This window comes from Aminobacter sp. LjRoot7, assembly GCF_964252895.1.
Classification (GTDB): domain Bacteria; phylum Pseudomonadota; class Alphaproteobacteria; order Rhizobiales; family Rhizobiaceae; genus Aminobacter; species Aminobacter aminovorans_B.
The window spans coordinates 195307-211088 of record NZ_CAXUPX020000005.1 but is presented as its reverse complement, the minus strand read 5'-3'; the positions used below and the strand labels follow the sequence as shown (position 1 = coordinate 211088).

Below are 15782 nucleotides of genomic sequence, written 5' to 3'. Positions count from 1 at the left end.
GAACCATGAGTGCATTCCGCAACATCATTCTGGCCGTCGTCGCCGCTTCGGCGGTGACCGCGTGTCAGTCGACCGAGATCCGCCGCTGTGAATGGAAGCCGAAGGATCCGCGCTATCTGCAGAGCAGCAACTGCTGCAACAAGAACGATCCGGCGAGCCCCTGCTACAAGAGCAGCGACAAGCCGGATCGCCCCGACAAGCCGAACGATCCGCGTCCCGATCCGATCCCGCAATAAGTTGACGAGGCTGCCACAAGCCGCCGCCCGCAAGGACGGCGGCTTTTGCCGTGTCGGTCGCAAAATCTGCCCGGCCGATCGTCGTGCTTTGCCCACAGGCCCACCGGACCGGATGTTTAACGCCCCCTTAAATCGCCGCATTTACTGTCCAACCGGAACGCCATTGGCATGGGGGCCGGACAAACAGGTATGGCGAACCGGAACGACAGACGCATCGAGCCTAGCTTCGATGGACCGCGCAATGATGCGGAGGACGACGTCTTTTCGGTGCGCGAGGAGGACCGCGTCGTGCCCAGCCGCCGCAAGGCCCCGGCCAAGCGTAAATCGTCCAAGGCGCGCGCGCCCGAACGCAGCCGCGGCCGTTCGCGCAAGCCCAAGCGCGGCCTGTTCGGCATCTTCGGCCGCCTGGTCTACTGGTGCTTCGTGCTTGCCATCTGGGGCGGCATCGCCGCAGCCGGCATCGTCGTCTATTACGGCGCCAAGATGCCCAGCGCCACGACCTGGGCCATTCCCGATCGCTCGCCCAACATCAAGATCGTCGGCGTCGACGGCCAGCTCGTTGCCAATCGCGGCATGACCGGTGGCGAGGCCGTCGGCCTGCACCAGATGTCGCCCTACATTCCGCAAGCCGTGATTGCGATCGAGGACAAGCGCTTCTATTCGCATTTCGGCTTCGACCCGATCGGCCTGGCGCGCGCCGTTTCGACGCGTTTCCTCAACGGCCGCTTCACCCAGGGCGGCTCGACGCTGACCCAGCAGCTGGCCAAGAACCTGTTCCTGAAGCCAGACCGTACGCTGGAGCGCAAGGTCCAGGAAGTGCTCTTGGCGATGTGGCTGGAGCAGAAGCACACCAAGGACCAAATCCTTGAAATGTATCTCAACCGGGTGTTTTTCGGCTCGGGCTCCTATGGCGTGGAAGCCGCCTCGCGGCGCTATTTCGGCAAGTCGTCGCGTGACGTGACGCTGGCCGAGGCCGCACTTTTGGCCGGCCTGCTCAAGGCGCCGTCGCGCCTGTCGCCGGCACGCGACCCCAAGGCCGCGGGCGACCGCGCCCAACTGGTACTGAGTGCGATGCGCGACCAGGGTATGATCGGCGACAAGGAACTGGCCAACGCCATGAATGCGCCGGCGACCCGTGTCGCCTCGTTCTGGACCGGCTCCGAAAACTATGTCGCCGACCGCGTCATGCAGGAGCTTCCCGAGCTCATCGGCGAGGTGCAGTCCGACATCGTGGTCGACACCACCGTCGACATGACACTGCAGGAGATTGCCGAAAAATCGATCCGGCGGCTTGTCGACGAGAACGGCCAGAAGCTCAACGTCAGCCAGGGCGCGCTGGTGTCGATCGACAATACGGGCGCCGTGCGCGCCATGGTCGGCGGCTACGACTACGCCACCAGCCAGTTCGACCGAGCCTCCGAGGCAAGGCGCCAGCCGGGCTCGGCGTTCAAGCCCTTTGTCTACATGGCGGCACTCGAGCAGGGCCGCACGCCCGACAGCATGCGCAACGATGCGCCGATCAAGATCGGCAAATGGACGCCGGAAAACTATAACGGCAAATATTATGGCCGGGTGACGCTGAAGACCGCGCTGGCGAAGTCGCTGAACTCGGTGGCGGCGCAGCTTGCCATGGAAGTGGGGCCCAACGCGGTCGTCGAGGCCGCCCACCGCATGGGCATCGAATCCGAGCTGCAGCCCAACGTCTCGATCTCGCTCGGCACATCGGAGGTGACGCCGCTCGAGCTGACCGCTGCCTACGTGCCTTTCGCCAATGGCGGTTACCGGCCCGAGGTGCACATCATCCGCCGCGTCACCACCACCGAGGGCAAGGTGCTCTACGAGAATACGGCTGGAGGCGGTCCGCGTGTCATCAGCCCCGAGGTCGTCGGCATGATGAACGCGATGATGACCGGCGCGGTTGAGGAGGGCACGGCCAAGAAGGCCGCCTTCGCCTGGCCGGCGGCCGGCAAGACCGGCACCAGCCAGAACTCGCGCGACGCCTGGTTTGTCGGCTTCACCGCGAACCTGACCACCGGCGTGTGGTTCGGCAATGACGACGGCAAGCCGATGAAGAAGGTCACCGGCGGCGCGCTGCCGGCGCTCGCCTGGCACGAATTCATGGTCGCTGCCCATGAAGGCGTGCCGATGGCGGCCTTGCCGGGCTCGTGGACGCCAGGAAGCGAGGCACCCGACGTCGCCGTCGACGACCAGCCGGCGCAGCAGGTGGACGAGAACACCTTCCCGCCAGCGCCGCAGCCGGTGCGGCAGCAAGTCGGTGCCGTAAACGCTAGGCAAGACCAGCCAACCGCGTCAATCGGCCGGCCCGTGCCCCCTGCGGATGTCGGCGGCGGTCGCCCGGTTCCGCCCGGCGAAGTCGGCGGTCCGACCCAGCGCCGCGAGACCTCCATCCTCGACGTGCTGCTGGGGAACTAGGCTAGCTCGTGTTACGGGCCGGGCTTGCTTGTACCCCATGCGCCTGCGACGGCAGCCATCTGAGCTGCCCGAAGTTCTTGCGTTAGCGATATGCAGCAGTCGCGTTCGAGACGTTAACGCAGATAACAGGTCCAATTTTGAAGTAGTGGATAGTCGTGATACTGACGAAGTCTTGCTTAAGACTGGCGGGGCTTTGGACGGTATGAGGCTATGTAAATTAGCTTGCTATAATGTTCGTGCAACGCTCGTGTGGCTGGCAATCTTGTTGCTGGCCGGCCTGTCCCAGGCCAACGCCGATGCCTGCAGTGCCCTTCGAGCCCAGCTTGGCGGCGGTAATGCGGCTCCCGCGCATCTGACCAGGCAACTCGCAGCGATCAAGGCGCTGGAGCGCCAGCGGCAGTGCAGCGGCCGCAGCAGCGGCGGGTTCTTCGATCCATGCCGCGACCTTGCCGGACGCCGTGCAGGCGTCGAGCGCGAAATTCAGGCTGCATCGGGCCGAGGCAACAGTGTTGCGATCAGGGCCCGCTTGTCGGCGTTGGGCTGCACCCAGATGGTGCGTGCCGACCGCCGTAAGTCGGACCGGCCCTTGTCTTACTCCGGGCAGGCGATGCTCTACTGCGTGCGGCTCAAGGACGGATATTATTTCCCGGCACCCAACGCCCAGTTCGTCAATGCCGGCTATTACGACAACACGCTCGATCGCTGCCGTTTCATCTGCAACGACAAGGCGATGGACGTCTATGAGCTCGACGACATCGGCCGGGAAACCGAGGAGATGGCTTCGGTGAAGACACGCCAGTCCTACAAGGACCTGCCCGCAGCTTTCGCCTACCGCGACAAGGCCGATTTCCAGGGCTGCGACCTGCCACGCTATTATCGCCGCGCCGACGAGATGCGGGCGCGGACGGTGACGCCGAAGAACATGGAAGCCGCAGTGATACCGCTGCCGCAGGCCAAACCCGAATTGCTCGATGGCACAGTCACTGCCTTCGTGCCGGAGGCGCCGAAAGGCCCTGTGGCGGCCTCTCGCAAGGTCCGCGTTGTCGGCGCACCGTTCCTGCCGGACTAATCCATCCCTCTCTCGATTGGCGCTGGTGCACAGCGCCTGCATCGCGACGCCGGTGTTGCGAGAATGTGTCAGTCCCGCCGAAACCAGCCAGGGTTGTGCCCGATTGCGAACCGAGACCTTTCCGTTAGGTAATTTAGCGATATGAGATGTTGCATCGCATTCTTGCTGAGGGGCTATCCATGAAGAAACTGCTCGCTGCCGCCGGGCTTGCCGTGCTCGCGACACCGGCCTTTGCCGCCGATCCGACGCAACCGGTCGAGGAAACTGTTCGCCAGGTCTCCGGCTACGGCCAGATCTATGGCGGCGGGCTGTGGATCAGCGAATTCTCCGACGACACGCTGTGGGCGGCCGGTGGCGCGGCGCGCATCAACGTGCCGTTTGCCGAGCGCTGGAACGCCCAGGGCGACTTCACCGTCGATGCCGTCGGCCGGGACGGCAACAGCCTGCACGGCGTTGGCGGCGCGGCGCACCTGTTCTGGCGCGACCCGGCTTCCTACGCCTTCGGCGGCTTCGTCCAGGCCAGCACCTACGGATTTTCAGGTGGATCGGATGTGGATCTCTGGAGCTGGAAGGTGGGCCCCGAGGCCCAAGCCTACTTCGGCAACGTGACGGTCTACGCGCAGGCCTACTATGGCGGCCTGGAAGCCGACTTCCTGCCTTATGACGTCGATCTCATGGGTATCCGCGGCGTGGTGCGCTACTTCGCCCAGGACAATCTGCGCTTCGACGGCGAGCTTGGCTTCCATCGCGCCAACCTGAGCGTCGGCAACCTGGAGGCTGATTTCGATACGATTGCGGCAGCCCTGCAGGCGACCTACCGTTTCGATGGCACGCCCTGGTCGGTGTTCGGCCGCTACCAGTACGAGAACATCTCGATCTCGCAAGGTTTCGGCGATGCCAGCTTCGATTCGCACAAGGTGATGGTTGGCCTGCGCGCCAGCTTCGGCAGCAGCACGCTGATCGACGAAGATCGCAACGGCGCGACGATGGACACCTATCAGCCCAATTTCGTGATGCCGTTCCCCTTCCTCTGAGGAAGGTTGCGGGCTGTGCCCGCTCGCCAATGAAAAAGGCCGCGCGATTGCGCGACCTTTTGCTTTAGTGGGCCTAGCTTCCGCCGGCTCAGGCAGCGGCCGGTGGCGCGTCGGGCTCCGGATCGTCGGCCGGCGGTTTGCCCGAACCTTCCAGGACCTGTTCGACGATGCCGCGGGCAATCTCGCGCTCGCCCATGATCACCTTGTCGGCGCCGAGCCCGGTCAGGTGCTCGACCTCGGCGTCGGAATGGGCGCGAGCGATGATCAGCATGCCGGGATTGGCGGCCTTGGCCTTGAGCACGATCTGGCCAGCCTCGAAGGCATTGGGGATGGCCAGGATCAGGCGCTTGGCGCCGGCGGCATTGGCCGCGCCGAACACCTCGCCCTTGACCGCGTTACCGGCGACAGTCTCGACGCCTTCGGCCAGCAGCCTGGCAATGGTCTTGTCAGAGTCCTCGATGACCAGGAAGGGCAGGCCGGCGTCCTTGAGCGACTGGCCGACCAGCGAACCGACGCGGCCATAGCCGATCAGGATGGTGTGGTCGGTGAGCTTGGTCGGCGGCGGAGTGTCGTCGTCGAGCTTGGCTGCCGCCACCGGGGTGGTGGTCGCGACCTCGCCGGGCTCGGTGGCCGGGCCGATCGGCACGGCTTCGACTGTTTCCGGCACCTTGCCCGAGCGCTTTTCCAGCCACGGCTTCAGCCGCGCGACGCCGGCGAAGACCACCGGATTGAGCACGATCGACAGGATGGCGCCGGCAAGGATCAGGTCGCGGCCCTTTTCGGGTAACAAGCCGAGCCCGACGCCGAGTTCGGCCAGGATGAACGAGAATTCGCCGATCTGCGCCAGGCTGGCTGAGATGATCAATGCGGTTGCCACCGGATAGCCGAAGGCGACGACGATCAGGAAGGCGGCGACCGACTTGCCGATGATGATGATGAACAGCGTGGCGAGGATCGGCCAGGTGTTGCTGAGCAGGCTGGTCGGGTCGAACAGCATGCCGACCGAGACGAAGAACAGCACCGAAAACGCGTCGCGCAGTGGCAAGGTTTCTTCCGCCGCCTGATGGCTGAGCTCGGACTCGCTCATGATCATGCCGGCGAAGAAGGCGCCCAGCGCCAGCGACACGCCGAACAGCTTGGCGGCACCGAAGGCAACGCCGAGCGCGATCGCCAGCACCGACAGGCGGAACAGTTCGCGCGAGCCGGTGTGGGCGACGTAGTGTAGCACCCAGGGAATGACCCGGCGGCCGACGACCATCATGACGACGACGAAGGCAGCGACCTTTGCCAGGGTGAGGCCGATGACGCCCCAGACGCCGAAATCGAAGCGCAAAGCGAGGATGTTGGGAGCTTCGGTCGTCTGCGCCTCGCCGCCGAGCACACCGGCAAGGGCGGGCAGCAGCACCAGCGCCAGCACCATCGCCAGGTCCTCGACGATCAGCCAGCCGACGGCGATGCGGCCGCGCTCTGTCTCGATCATGCGCCGCTCCTGCAGCGCGCGCAAAAGTACGACGGTGGAGGCGACCGAAAGCGCCAGGCCAAAGACGAGACCGGCGCCGAGCGACCAGCCGAGCATCCATGCGAGACCAGCGCCGAGGGCTGTGGCAAAGGCGATCTGGACGATCGCGCCCGGCACGGCGATGGCGCGGACGGAGAGAAGATCCTTGAGCGAGAAATGCAGGCCGACGCCGAACATCAGCAGGATGACGCCGATCTCGGCGAGTTCCAGCGCCAGCTCCTGGTCGGCGACGAAGCCGGGCGTGTTCGGCCCGACCAGCACGCCGGCGACCAGATAGCCTACGAGCGGCGGAACCTTGAAGCGATTGGCGAGCGCGCCGAAGATGAATGCCAGCCCCAGACCGGCGACGATGGTAGCGATGAGGGGCGTGTCATGCGGCATTGTCCCGGCGGCACCTTTCGAAAATGAGCATTGTGTTGGGGTGCGGCGGAGAAATCCGCTGCATTTCCAATATGGTGGACGCAGGCGCGCATGCGCAACCCTAAGCGGCCAAGAAACTTGGCAGATGTCGAAAAAAGTGCCGGCGATCACTGCCGGCACTCTGGGAATGGGGTCTCTGGAACAGCGGGCTGGATCAGGCCGCCATCAGGATCGTCTCGATGTCGCTAACGCTGTGATTGGTCAGGGTCTTGGCCATTTCGGCCGAAACGCGCTCGTCGACCTCCTTGTGCAGTTTCTTGCGCAACTCGCCGAGCACCAGTGGCGGCGCCACCAGGATGATCTCGCGGAAATCGCCGGCATGGGCGAACTTGTACAGCCGCGCCGCGATCTCGTCGGCGAAGCGCTCCTTGGCGACGCGGTGCCAGTCGGTGTCGTCGACAGCACTGCGGTGGATCGAGGGGCCGTCGCTGTAGCGACCGGGACGATCGCTGCCCTGTTCACGCGTCGGCGGGTTGTCCTGCTCCATCTCGCGCACGACTTCGAGGTTCGGATATTTGGTGTCGCCCTTGTTCTTTAGGAACAGCGCTTTCTCGCCATCTGCTACCAGCACCCAGATTCCGTGCTTCAGATTGATGTGCGTCATATCGTGCTCCTTATGCTGATGCCCCTTTGGGGAACGTCGGGCATCTCAAGATGTTCCGGCGAGCGGCAAACAAGGCTCCCAGCGCTTTCAGGCTTAATTCTACTAACTTAGTAGAAATTAGGATAAATGCGCCCGGGCAGCTTTGAGCTCCATTGTGGTTCGGCAGTGCAGCCGATGCATCGCAACTGTGGCAAACACCGATGATTTCAAGGGCTGCGGGTGGCAAGCCAGCACCTCATCGTCCTGGCTGCAGGCACAGCCCCGAAACGTGCTCGCCGGCCAGTCGTGGAATAATTTTCTCTTGGGGCATCGGGCCGGGCAAAAGCGATTGCCTCCCTTATCGGCGCGCGCGAGTGCATTTCTTCTGCAGCGCAGCAAGGGCGGCTAGAAATGGCTGGTATCCGGAACCCATCGCGTCATGACCCTAGCCGCCGCCAAGCTCAACGCATTCCCGATCTTCCTCAAGGTCGAAGGCGAAGCCGTAGTCATCGTCGGCGGTGGCGACGAGGCGCTGGCCAAGGCCCGCCTGCTGGCCCAGTCGAGCGCCGAAATCCGCATCATCGCCGATCATGTCGAGCCGCATCTGCGCGACTGGATCGCCGCCAACGGCGCTACCCGCATTCACGCTGCCTATGACGCGTCGCTGATCGAGCGCGCCGTGATGGTGTTCGCCGCGACCGGCGACGAGGCGCTCGACCGCCTGATATCGCAGGACGCGCGGGAGCTGGGCATCCCGGTCAATGCCGTCGACCGCCCCGAGCTCTGCGATTTCTTCACCCCCGCTTTGGTCAACCGTGCGCCGGTCGCCGTTGCCATCGGCACCGAAGGGGCAGGGCCTGTTCTGGCGCAGATGATCCGCGCCCGCGTCGACCGTATGCTGTCGCCGCAGCTTGGCGCACTCGCCACGCTGGGTGCCGGCTTCCGCGACGCCGTCGAACGCCTGCTGCCCAGGGGCAATGTCCGCCGCGGCTTCTGGCGCGAATTCTTCGAAGGCGCGCCGGCGCGTGCGCTCGACAACGGCCAGCTTGCCGAGGCGCATGACGCGGCGACCGAGCTTTTGCTGCAGAAAGGCTCGATCAAGGGCCACGTCGCGCTCGTCGGCGCCGGCCCCGGCGCCGAGGATTTGCTCACCCTGCGCGCCCATCGCCTTCTGATGGAAGCCGATGTCATCGTCCATGACGCGCTGGTCCCCGAGGCGGTGATTTCGATGGGCCGCCGCGATGCCGAGCGCCTGCCGGTCGGCAAGCGCAAGGGCTGCCATTCCAAGACCCAATCCGAAATCAACGACCTGCTCGTCGAACTGGCGCAGGCCGGCAAGCGCGTGGTGCGCCTCAAGTCGGGCGACCCACTGGTGTTCGGCCGCGCCGGCGAAGAAATGCAGGCGATGCGCGATGCCGGCGTGTCCTACGAGGTCGTGCCGGGCGTGACCTCCGCCTTCGCTGCCGCCGCCGATTTCGAGCTGCCGCTGACGCTGCGCGGCGTCACCTCCTCGATGGTGTTCACCACTGGCCACGATCTCAAAGGCGGCTCGCTGCCCGACTGGGCCAAGCTTGCCATCTCGGGTGCGACGGTCGCCGTCTACATGGGCCGCTCGGTCGCCGCCGATGTCGCCGGCCGCCTGATCGACGCCGGGCTGTCGCCCGACACGGCGGTGGCCGTGGTCGAGAACGCCAGCCTGAAGAACCGCCGCCGTTTCCACGGCACGCTCGCCGACCTGCCTTCGCTCGAAGCGCGCAGCGATCTCGACGGACCGGTCATGACCATCATCGGCGACGCGGTCGCCGGCGCCAATTTTGAACTTTCCGAGCCGCTCGCGGCACACAGGCACGAACAGGCCGCCCGCGCGGCGCTCGAAGGAAGCAGGGCATGAAGATCCTTACCGCCAACAGGCTGACCGACGGCGAGGCCGTGTGGTTCGCGGCCGACGGCAGCTGGGCCGAGACCATCGATGTCGCCGAGACCGTCGGCGACAAGGCCGGCGAAGCCCGCCTCGAGGCGATCGGAAAGGCTGCCTACGACAACAACGAAGTCGTTGACGTCAACCTCATCGACGTCAGCGTCGTCAACGGCGCGATCCAGCCGCTCAGGCTGCGCGAGGTCATCCGCGCCGCTGGTCCCAGCAATCGCCTCGACCTTGGCAAGCAAGCCCGGCCCGCCGCCGGCGCCGCCTGAACACAGACCGGAAGACGACCATGTACCGTTACGACGAGTTCGACCATGATTTCGTGAAGGCCCGCGTCGCCGATTTCAGCGACCAGGTCGAGCGTCGTCTTGCCGGCGAGATCACCGAGGACCAGTTCCGGCCGCTGCGCCTGATGAACGGCGTCTATCTCCAGCTGCACGCCTACATGCTGCGCATCGCGGTGCCCTACGGCACGCTCAGCTCGAAGCAGATGCGCATGCTCGGCCACATTGCCCGCAAATACGACAAGGGCTACGGCCACTTCACCACGCGCCAGAACATCCAGTTCAACTGGCCAGCACTGTCCGATATTCCGGCGATCCTCGCCGACCTCGCCTCTGTCGAGATGCACGCCATCCAGACCTCGGGCAACTGTATCCGCAACGTCACCGCCGATCACTTCGCCGGTGCCGCCGCCGACGAAGCCGCCGACCCGCGCCCCTATGCCGAGATCCTACGCCAGTGGTCGTCGGTGCATCCGGAGTTTTCGTATCTGCCGCGCAAGTTCAAGATCGCGGTGACGGGTGCCGAGCGCGACCGCGCCGCCATCCAGACCCACGACATCGGCCTGCACCTGAAGAAGAACGACAAGGGCGAGCTCGGCTTTGCCGTCTATATCGGCGGCGGCCAGGGCCGTACGCCGATGGTCGCCAAGAAGATCCGTGACTTCCTGCCCGAGCAGCACCTGCTGTCCTACGCCACCGCGATCCTGCGCGTGTACAACCTGCACGGCCGCCGCGACAACAAGTACAAGGCGCGCATCAAGATCCTGGTTCACGAGACCGGCGTCGACGAGATCATCCGCCAGGTCGAGCATGAGTGGCAGGCATTGAAGGACGGCGAGCTCAGGCTGCCCGAGGCCGACGTCGCCGCGATCCAGTCCTACTTCGCGCCGCCGGCGCTGACCGCGCGGCCCGAGGGCGACGAAACCGTCAAGCTTGCACGGCTCGATTCCAGGAGCTTTGGCGACTGGGTCGACCAGAACGTCTTCACCCATCGCAATCCCGACTATGCCGCGGTGACGATCTCGCTCAAGGGTATCGGCGAAGTGCCGGGCGACGCGACCGACAGCCAGATGGAAGCGGTGGCAGACATCGCCGAGAAGTACGGCTTTGACGAGATCCGCGTCAGCCACGAGCAGAACCTGATCCTGCCGCATGTCGCACGCGCCGACCTCAAGACGGTCTACGACGCGCTGGTGGCGATCGATCTCGCGACGGCGAACTCCAACCTGATCAGCGACATCATCGCCTGCCCGGGCCTCGATTATTGCGCGCTGGCCAACGCCCGCTCGATCCCGGTGGCGCAGGAAATCTCAAGGCGCTTTGCCTCGCTGGAGCGCCAGCGCGACATTGGCGAGCTGAAGCTCAAGATCTCCGGCTGCATCAATGCCTGCGGCCACCACCATGTCGGCCATATCGGGATCCTCGGTGTCGAGAAGAAGGGCGCGGAACTGTATCAGGTCACGCTTGGCGGCTCGGCCGACGAGCACACCTCGGTCGGCGAGATCATCGGCCGCGGCTTCGGCCCGGAAGAGATCACCGACGCCATCGAAACGATCGTCGAGACCTATCTCGGCATCCGGCTCGACCGTTCGGAGAAGTTTCTCGACGCCTATCGCCGCGTCGGCCCAGCGCCGTTCAAGGAGGCGCTCTATGCTAGCGAAGCCAAGGCAGCCTGAGGCCGGGATCGAAGCGCAGGTTCTTGCCGAGGCTGCGGCGCTCGACGCGCTCTACGGAAACCTGACGCCTGTCGAGATCATCGCGCGCGCAGCAACCGAACGCTTTGCTGGCGAGATCGCGGCCGTGTCGTCCTTCGGCGCGGACTCGGCCGTGCTGCTGCACATGATCGCCGAAGTCGACCGCAAGCTGCCGGTGATATTCCTAGACACCGGCAAGCATTTCGGCGAGACGCTCGACTACCGTGACGCGCTCGCCGCCGATTTCGGCCTGACCGACATTCGCGTCATCACGCCTGATGAGGCGGCACTCGCCCGCATCGACCCGACCGGCAATCTGCACCAGACAAGCACCGACGCCTGCTGCGACGTGCGCAAGGTCGAGCCGATGGCGCGCGGCGTCGAGCCGTTCCGGGCCTGGTTCACCGGCCGCAAGCGTTTCCAGGCCGCGACCCGCGCTGCACTGCCGGTGTTTGAGCAGGTCGGCCCGCGCTTCCGCATCAATCCGCTGGCGCGCTGGACCACCTCCGACCTTGCCGACTACATGCGCAAGCATGCGTTGCGCGAGAACCCGCTGGTCGCTTATGGTTACCTGTCGATCGGCTGCTTTCCCTGCACGCAGATCGTCAAGCCGGGCGAGGACGCGCGCAGCGGACGCTGGGCCGGACAGGCAAAGACCGAGTGCGGCATCCATCTTTCGGGTCTCGAACAGTCGCTGACCGACGCATCACTTTAGGAATTCTTCTTCATGACCGAAGCGACACCGGCGCCGCGCCTCTGGACACCAGAAGGCTTCAGGGACGATGGCTGGACCCATGCCGAGGATGCCAGCGCGCTGGCCGGCAACAGCCGGGTCATCCTGCCGCTTCAGGCTTTTCTCGAACTCTCGCCCGAACAGCGCGAAGCGGCCAAGGAGCGCCTCGGCGTGCTGCTCCAGCCCGGCGACCAGCTCGAGGAGATCGTCGACCATCTCGCCCAGCTTTCGCTTGTGGCGTTGGCCTTCCCCGCTTTCAACGATGGCCGCTCCTTCTCGAAGGCCGAACTGTTGCGCAGCCGCCACGGCTTCGAAGGTGCCGTGCGCGCGACTGGCCAGGTGCTGATCGACCAGCTGCCGCACATGCTGCGCGTCGGCTTCAACGAGTTCGAGGTATCGCATCCGGTGCTGTTGAAGCGGCTCGAAGCCGGCCAGGTCGGCGGCCTGTCGCTCTACTACCAGCCAACCGCCAAGCCGTCGGCAACACCGTCGGAAGGTGCGAAGTACTCCTGGCGCCGCAGCGCGACCTGAAAACAGCTGAAACCCTGGGCGGGAACGCCCGGCGCGCTAGCTTGTGCCAAGCATCTTGCGAAGCGGCTTGTCTTGCTCGGCTGCTTCAAGCTTGTCGAGCAGGCGGCACAGCTTCTTGGGCAGCTGTTTGTCGGCCTGGAAGGCCGGCAGCGCTTCCAGCACGCGCAGGTTGCTTTCGGAGGCAAGCTCTCGCCTGATGTTCGTCGCCACCTTGGCTGCTGTCTTGTTGATGCGTGTGCTGGACATGACTGAAACCTGTGTTCGCTGGCAAAACTCCCGCCAGATGCAAATGGTTCCCACATTGCTTGCCCGCCTCAGACATGGTCGGCCCGTATGGTAAAACTTGAATTAACATTGAATGGCTGGCGGCAGACGAGGGCGTCCAAAGGCGCGGCATCCCGTCCCGGCGGCCCTTGCCCCTTGATTTTTGGTACCCAAACCTCGATATCGGGCGCAACTTAGAACGTGTCCAAACAACGGGAAATGGCGATGAGCGACCAGGCAAAAGACGAACGCGCGCTTGACGAAGCCGCGACTGCCGAGGCCCAGGCCGACAAGATCGAAGGCAGCGTCGAAGGCGACTATGAAGCCCTCGTGCGGCTGCTGAAGGAAAACGAGGAGCTGAAGGACCGCGCCCTGCGCGCCGCAGCCGAGATGGAAAACCTGCGCCGCCGCACGGCGCGCGACGTCCAGGATGCCCGTACCTATTCGGCGGCGAATTTCGCCCGCGACATGCTCTCGGTCTCGGACAACCTGCGCCGGGCGATCGAGGCGGTCACCGACGAGGCCAAGACGGCAGGCGGTGCCGGCCTCGCCAGCCTGATCGAGGGTGTCGAGGTGACCGAGCGGTCGATGCTGTCGGCGCTCGAGCGCCACGGCGTGCGCAAGCTGGACCCGCTCGGCGAGAAGTTCGACCCGAACTTCCACCAGGCGATGTTCGAAGTGCCGAACCCCGACGTTGCCGCCAACACGGTCGTGCATGTCGCCCAGTCCGGCTACACCATTGGCGACCGCGTGCTGCGTCCGGCCATGGTCGGCATCGCCAAGGGCGGCCCCAAGCAGGTCGCCGATGCCCCGGCCGAGCCCGGCCCGGTCAACGAACAGGCCGAAAAAGACGCCTGAAAAGCGAATAGCGACGAAAAGTGAGTGGTGAATAGGGAGTAGTGAGTAGGGAATTCGCGAGTAATGTGTGCTCACTTGAGCATCAGGTCGCCTTTCTCCCTACTGACTATTCGCTACTCACTATTCGCTGGTCGTCCATGAACCCACTGCTCTACCTCGATTATGCCGGCGTGGCGGTGTTTGCTGCCACTGGTGCGCTTGCCGCCTCGCGCAAGGAGCTCGACGTCATCGGGTTCCTGTTCCTGGCGAGCTTCACCGGCATTGGCGGCGGCACCGTCCGTGACGTCATCCTTGGCCTGCCGGTGTTCTGGGTGGTCAATCCGGCCTATGTGCTGGTCTGCGCCGCGGTGGCCGTGGGGGTGTTCTTCACCGCCCACCTTGTCGAATCCCGCTACAAGCTGCTGCTCTGGCTCGATGCGCTCGGCATGGCCGCCTATGCCGCCATCGGTGCGGCCAAGGGCCTGGAGGCCACGGGATCGCCCACCGTCGCCATCATCATGGGCATGCTGACCGCCACCTTCGGCGGCATCCTGCGTGATCTGCTTGCCGGCGAGCCCTCGGTGCTGCTCAAGCCTGAGATCTATGTCTCGGCGGCGATGGTGGGGGCAGCCATCTACACGCTCGCCGAACTGGCGGAACTGCCGCCTCAGGTGTCGGCTTTCGTCGCCTTCGTCACCGCCTTCATGGTGCGTGGCGGCGCGCTGAAGTTCGGCTGGACCTTTCCAGCCTATCGCAGCCGTCCGGGCCGCCGTCCCGAAGATATTCCCTGAGATATCAGGCTCTATACCTGTCCACAAAGCTGGTTCTACTATGCGCTGAGGAAGCAGAGGACAGATTCGATGCAGCATCGCGTGGTGGTCGTAGGCGCCGGCTTTGGCGGGCTGGAAGTCGTCAAGGGACTGGCGGGTGCTGCGGTCAGCATCACCTTCATCGACAGGCGCAACCATCATTTGTTCCAGCCGCTGCTCTACCAGGTGGCGACGGCTTCGCTGGCCACCTCCGAGATCGCCTGGCCGATCCGCTCTCTTGTCTCGAACAGGCCGGAAGTGACGACCATCCTGGCCAGCGTCACCGGCGTCGATGCCGAACGGCGCCAGGTCCTGCTCGAAGGCGGCGAGACGGTGCCTTATGACAGCCTGGTGCTGGCGACCGGTGCGCGGCACGCCTATTTTGGCCATGACGAGTGGGAGCAGTTCGCGCTTGGCCTGAAGACGCTCGAGGACGCAACGACGATCCGCCGCCGCATCCTAGTGGCGTTCGAGTGCGCCGAGCGCGAGACCGACCCGGAAAAGCAGGCGGCACTTCTGACCTTCGTCATCGTCGGCGCCGGCCCTACGGGCGTGGAAATGGCCGGAACGATCGCCGAACTGGCGCGGGATACGTTGCCGCGCGATTTCCGCAACATCGACACCGGCAGGGCGCGGGTGGTGTTGATCGAGGCCGGGCCGCGCGTCCTTGGCGGTTTCCCCGACGACCTGTCCGAATATGCGCTGCGCTCGCTGCGCAAGCTCGGCATCGAGGTCGAGCTCGGCCGCGCGGTCTCCGACTGTAACGCCGGTAGCGTCACCTATGGCGACGTTCGCCTCGCGACGAAGACGATCATCTGGGCCGCCGGCGTGCGCGCATCGCCCGCCGCCGAGTGGCTTGGTGCCCCGGCAGACAGGGCAGGCCGGCTCCAGGTCATGCCCGACCTGACGGTGCCCGGTCACGCCGATATTTTCGCCATTGGCGACACGGTGACGGTGAACGGGCCGGACGGCAAACCTGCCCCCGGTATCGCGCCTGCCGCCAAGCAGCAGGGCCAGCACGTCGCCGCCACCATCAAGGCGCGGTTGCGTGGCGATGCCGGACCGCGGCCGTTCCGCTATCGCCATCAGGGCAGCCTGGCGCAGATCGGCAAGCGCCGCGCCGTCATCGATTTCGGCTGGATCAAGCTGAAAGGCGCACTTGCCTGGTGGTTGTGGGGCATCGCCCACATCTATTTCCTCATCGGCTCGCGGGCGCGGCTCAGCGTGGCCATCAACTGGCTGTGGATTCACGCCCGCAACCAGCGCGGCGCCCGGCTGATCACCCAGGGCGAGGCGCAGATCGACGCGGGCGGGGTTGCTGCCGACGACGAGGCAGCAACTGCCGATGCCGTGCGTACGCCGCCTGCGGCAGGCGCCATGCAAGCGTCGTCCGCGCCTCAATGACGAACGCG

15 protein-coding genes are annotated in these 15782 nt (G+C 65.1%); 12 read left to right on the top strand and 3 right to left on the bottom strand.

Features of this window, described 5'->3' with window-relative positions; genetic code table 11:
- Positions 1 to 5 precede the first annotated feature (5 nt).
- The 4 genes from ACSQ3E_RS16525 (at position 6) to ACSQ3E_RS16510 (ending at position 4772) form a co-directional block, all read left to right on the top strand.
- A complete protein-coding gene (locus ACSQ3E_RS16525) occupies positions 6 to 236 on the top strand; it encodes a hypothetical protein (protein ID WP_436123535.1) in 231 nt (76 codons plus the stop codon).
- A gap of 189 nt (positions 237 to 425) precedes the next feature.
- Positions 426 to 2669, top strand: coding sequence for a transglycosylase domain-containing protein (locus tag ACSQ3E_RS16520; protein ID WP_436123534.1), 2244 nt, complete (start codon positions 426 to 428; stop codon positions 2667 to 2669).
- Positions 2670 to 2916: 247 nt separating this feature from the next.
- A complete protein-coding gene (locus tag ACSQ3E_RS16515; protein ID WP_436123533.1) occupies positions 2917 to 3738 on the top strand; it encodes a DUF2865 domain-containing protein in 822 nt (273 codons plus the stop codon).
- Between the two features lie 179 nt (positions 3739 to 3917).
- The gene (locus ACSQ3E_RS16510) at positions 3918 to 4772 is read left to right on the top strand and encodes a hypothetical protein (protein WP_310320190.1); all 855 of its coding nucleotides are present in this window, start codon (positions 3918 to 3920) and stop codon (positions 4770 to 4772) included.
- A gap of 88 nt (positions 4773 to 4860) precedes the next feature.
- Here ACSQ3E_RS16510 and ybaL read toward each other — a convergent pair whose 3' ends face one another.
- Both ybaL and ACSQ3E_RS16500 read right to left on the bottom strand, forming a co-directional pair.
- Positions 4861 to 6672, bottom strand: a complete 1812-nt coding sequence (ybaL, locus tag ACSQ3E_RS16505) for a YbaL family putative K(+) efflux transporter (protein ID WP_436123532.1) — start codon at positions 6670 to 6672, stop codon at positions 4861 to 4863.
- A gap of 193 nt (positions 6673 to 6865) precedes the next feature.
- Entirely contained in the window at positions 6866 to 7315 is a 450-nt protein-coding gene (locus tag ACSQ3E_RS16500) for a baeRF12 domain-containing protein (RefSeq protein WP_436123531.1), read from the bottom strand.
- A 418-nt stretch (positions 7316 to 7733) separates the two neighbouring features.
- On the opposite strand from ACSQ3E_RS16500, the gene cysG reads away from it, so the two are divergent.
- The 5 genes from cysG to ACSQ3E_RS16475 are packed head-to-tail and all read left to right on the top strand — an operon-like array spanning position 7734 to position 12460.
- Complete coding sequence (cysG, locus tag ACSQ3E_RS16495) at positions 7734 to 9185, top strand: siroheme synthase CysG (RefSeq protein ID WP_436123530.1); 1452 nt, start codon at positions 7734 to 7736, stop codon at positions 9183 to 9185.
- On the top strand, positions 9182 to 9487 hold the full coding sequence (locus tag ACSQ3E_RS16490) for a DUF2849 domain-containing protein (RefSeq protein ID WP_214392030.1): 306 nt from the start codon (positions 9182 to 9184) through the stop codon (positions 9485 to 9487). The genes cysG and ACSQ3E_RS16490 overlap by 4 nt, the downstream gene beginning before the upstream one ends.
- 20 nt (positions 9488 to 9507) lie before the next feature.
- On the top strand, positions 9508 to 11178 hold the full coding sequence (locus ACSQ3E_RS16485) for a nitrite/sulfite reductase (protein ID WP_436123529.1): 1671 nt from the start codon (positions 9508 to 9510) through the stop codon (positions 11176 to 11178).
- Positions 11153 to 11911 (top strand): phosphoadenylyl-sulfate reductase, encoded by a 759-nt coding sequence (locus ACSQ3E_RS16480; RefSeq protein WP_436123528.1) that lies wholly within the window; start codon positions 11153 to 11155, stop codon positions 11909 to 11911. Before ACSQ3E_RS16485 ends, ACSQ3E_RS16480 begins: the two co-directional genes overlap by 26 nt.
- Positions 11912 to 11923: 12 nt before the next feature.
- Complete coding sequence (locus ACSQ3E_RS16475; RefSeq protein ID WP_436123527.1) at positions 11924 to 12460, top strand: DUF934 domain-containing protein; 537 nt, start codon at positions 11924 to 11926, stop codon at positions 12458 to 12460.
- A 36-nt stretch (positions 12461 to 12496) separates the two neighbouring features.
- Here the strand turns inward: ACSQ3E_RS16475 and ACSQ3E_RS16470 are convergent, their stop codons facing one another.
- Positions 12497 to 12706, bottom strand: coding sequence for a hypothetical protein (locus ACSQ3E_RS16470; protein WP_436123526.1), 210 nt, complete (start codon positions 12704 to 12706; stop codon positions 12497 to 12499).
- Positions 12707 to 12949: 243 nt separating this feature from the next.
- Here ACSQ3E_RS16470 and grpE point away from each other — a divergent pair, with 243 nt between their 5' ends.
- The 3 genes from grpE (at position 12950) to ACSQ3E_RS16455 (ending at position 15774) form a co-directional block, all read left to right on the top strand.
- Positions 12950 to 13582 (top strand): nucleotide exchange factor GrpE, encoded by a 633-nt coding sequence (grpE, locus tag ACSQ3E_RS16465; protein WP_310320174.1) that lies wholly within the window; start codon positions 12950 to 12952, stop codon positions 13580 to 13582.
- Positions 13583 to 13719: 137 nt separating this feature from the next.
- Complete coding sequence (locus ACSQ3E_RS16460; protein WP_310320172.1) at positions 13720 to 14352, top strand: trimeric intracellular cation channel family protein; 633 nt, start codon at positions 13720 to 13722, stop codon at positions 14350 to 14352.
- A gap of 69 nt (positions 14353 to 14421) precedes the next feature.
- The gene (locus ACSQ3E_RS16455; RefSeq protein ID WP_436123525.1) at positions 14422 to 15774 is read left to right on the top strand and encodes an NAD(P)/FAD-dependent oxidoreductase; all 1353 of its coding nucleotides are present in this window, start codon (positions 14422 to 14424) and stop codon (positions 15772 to 15774) included.
- Positions 15775 to 15782 lie beyond the last annotated feature (8 nt).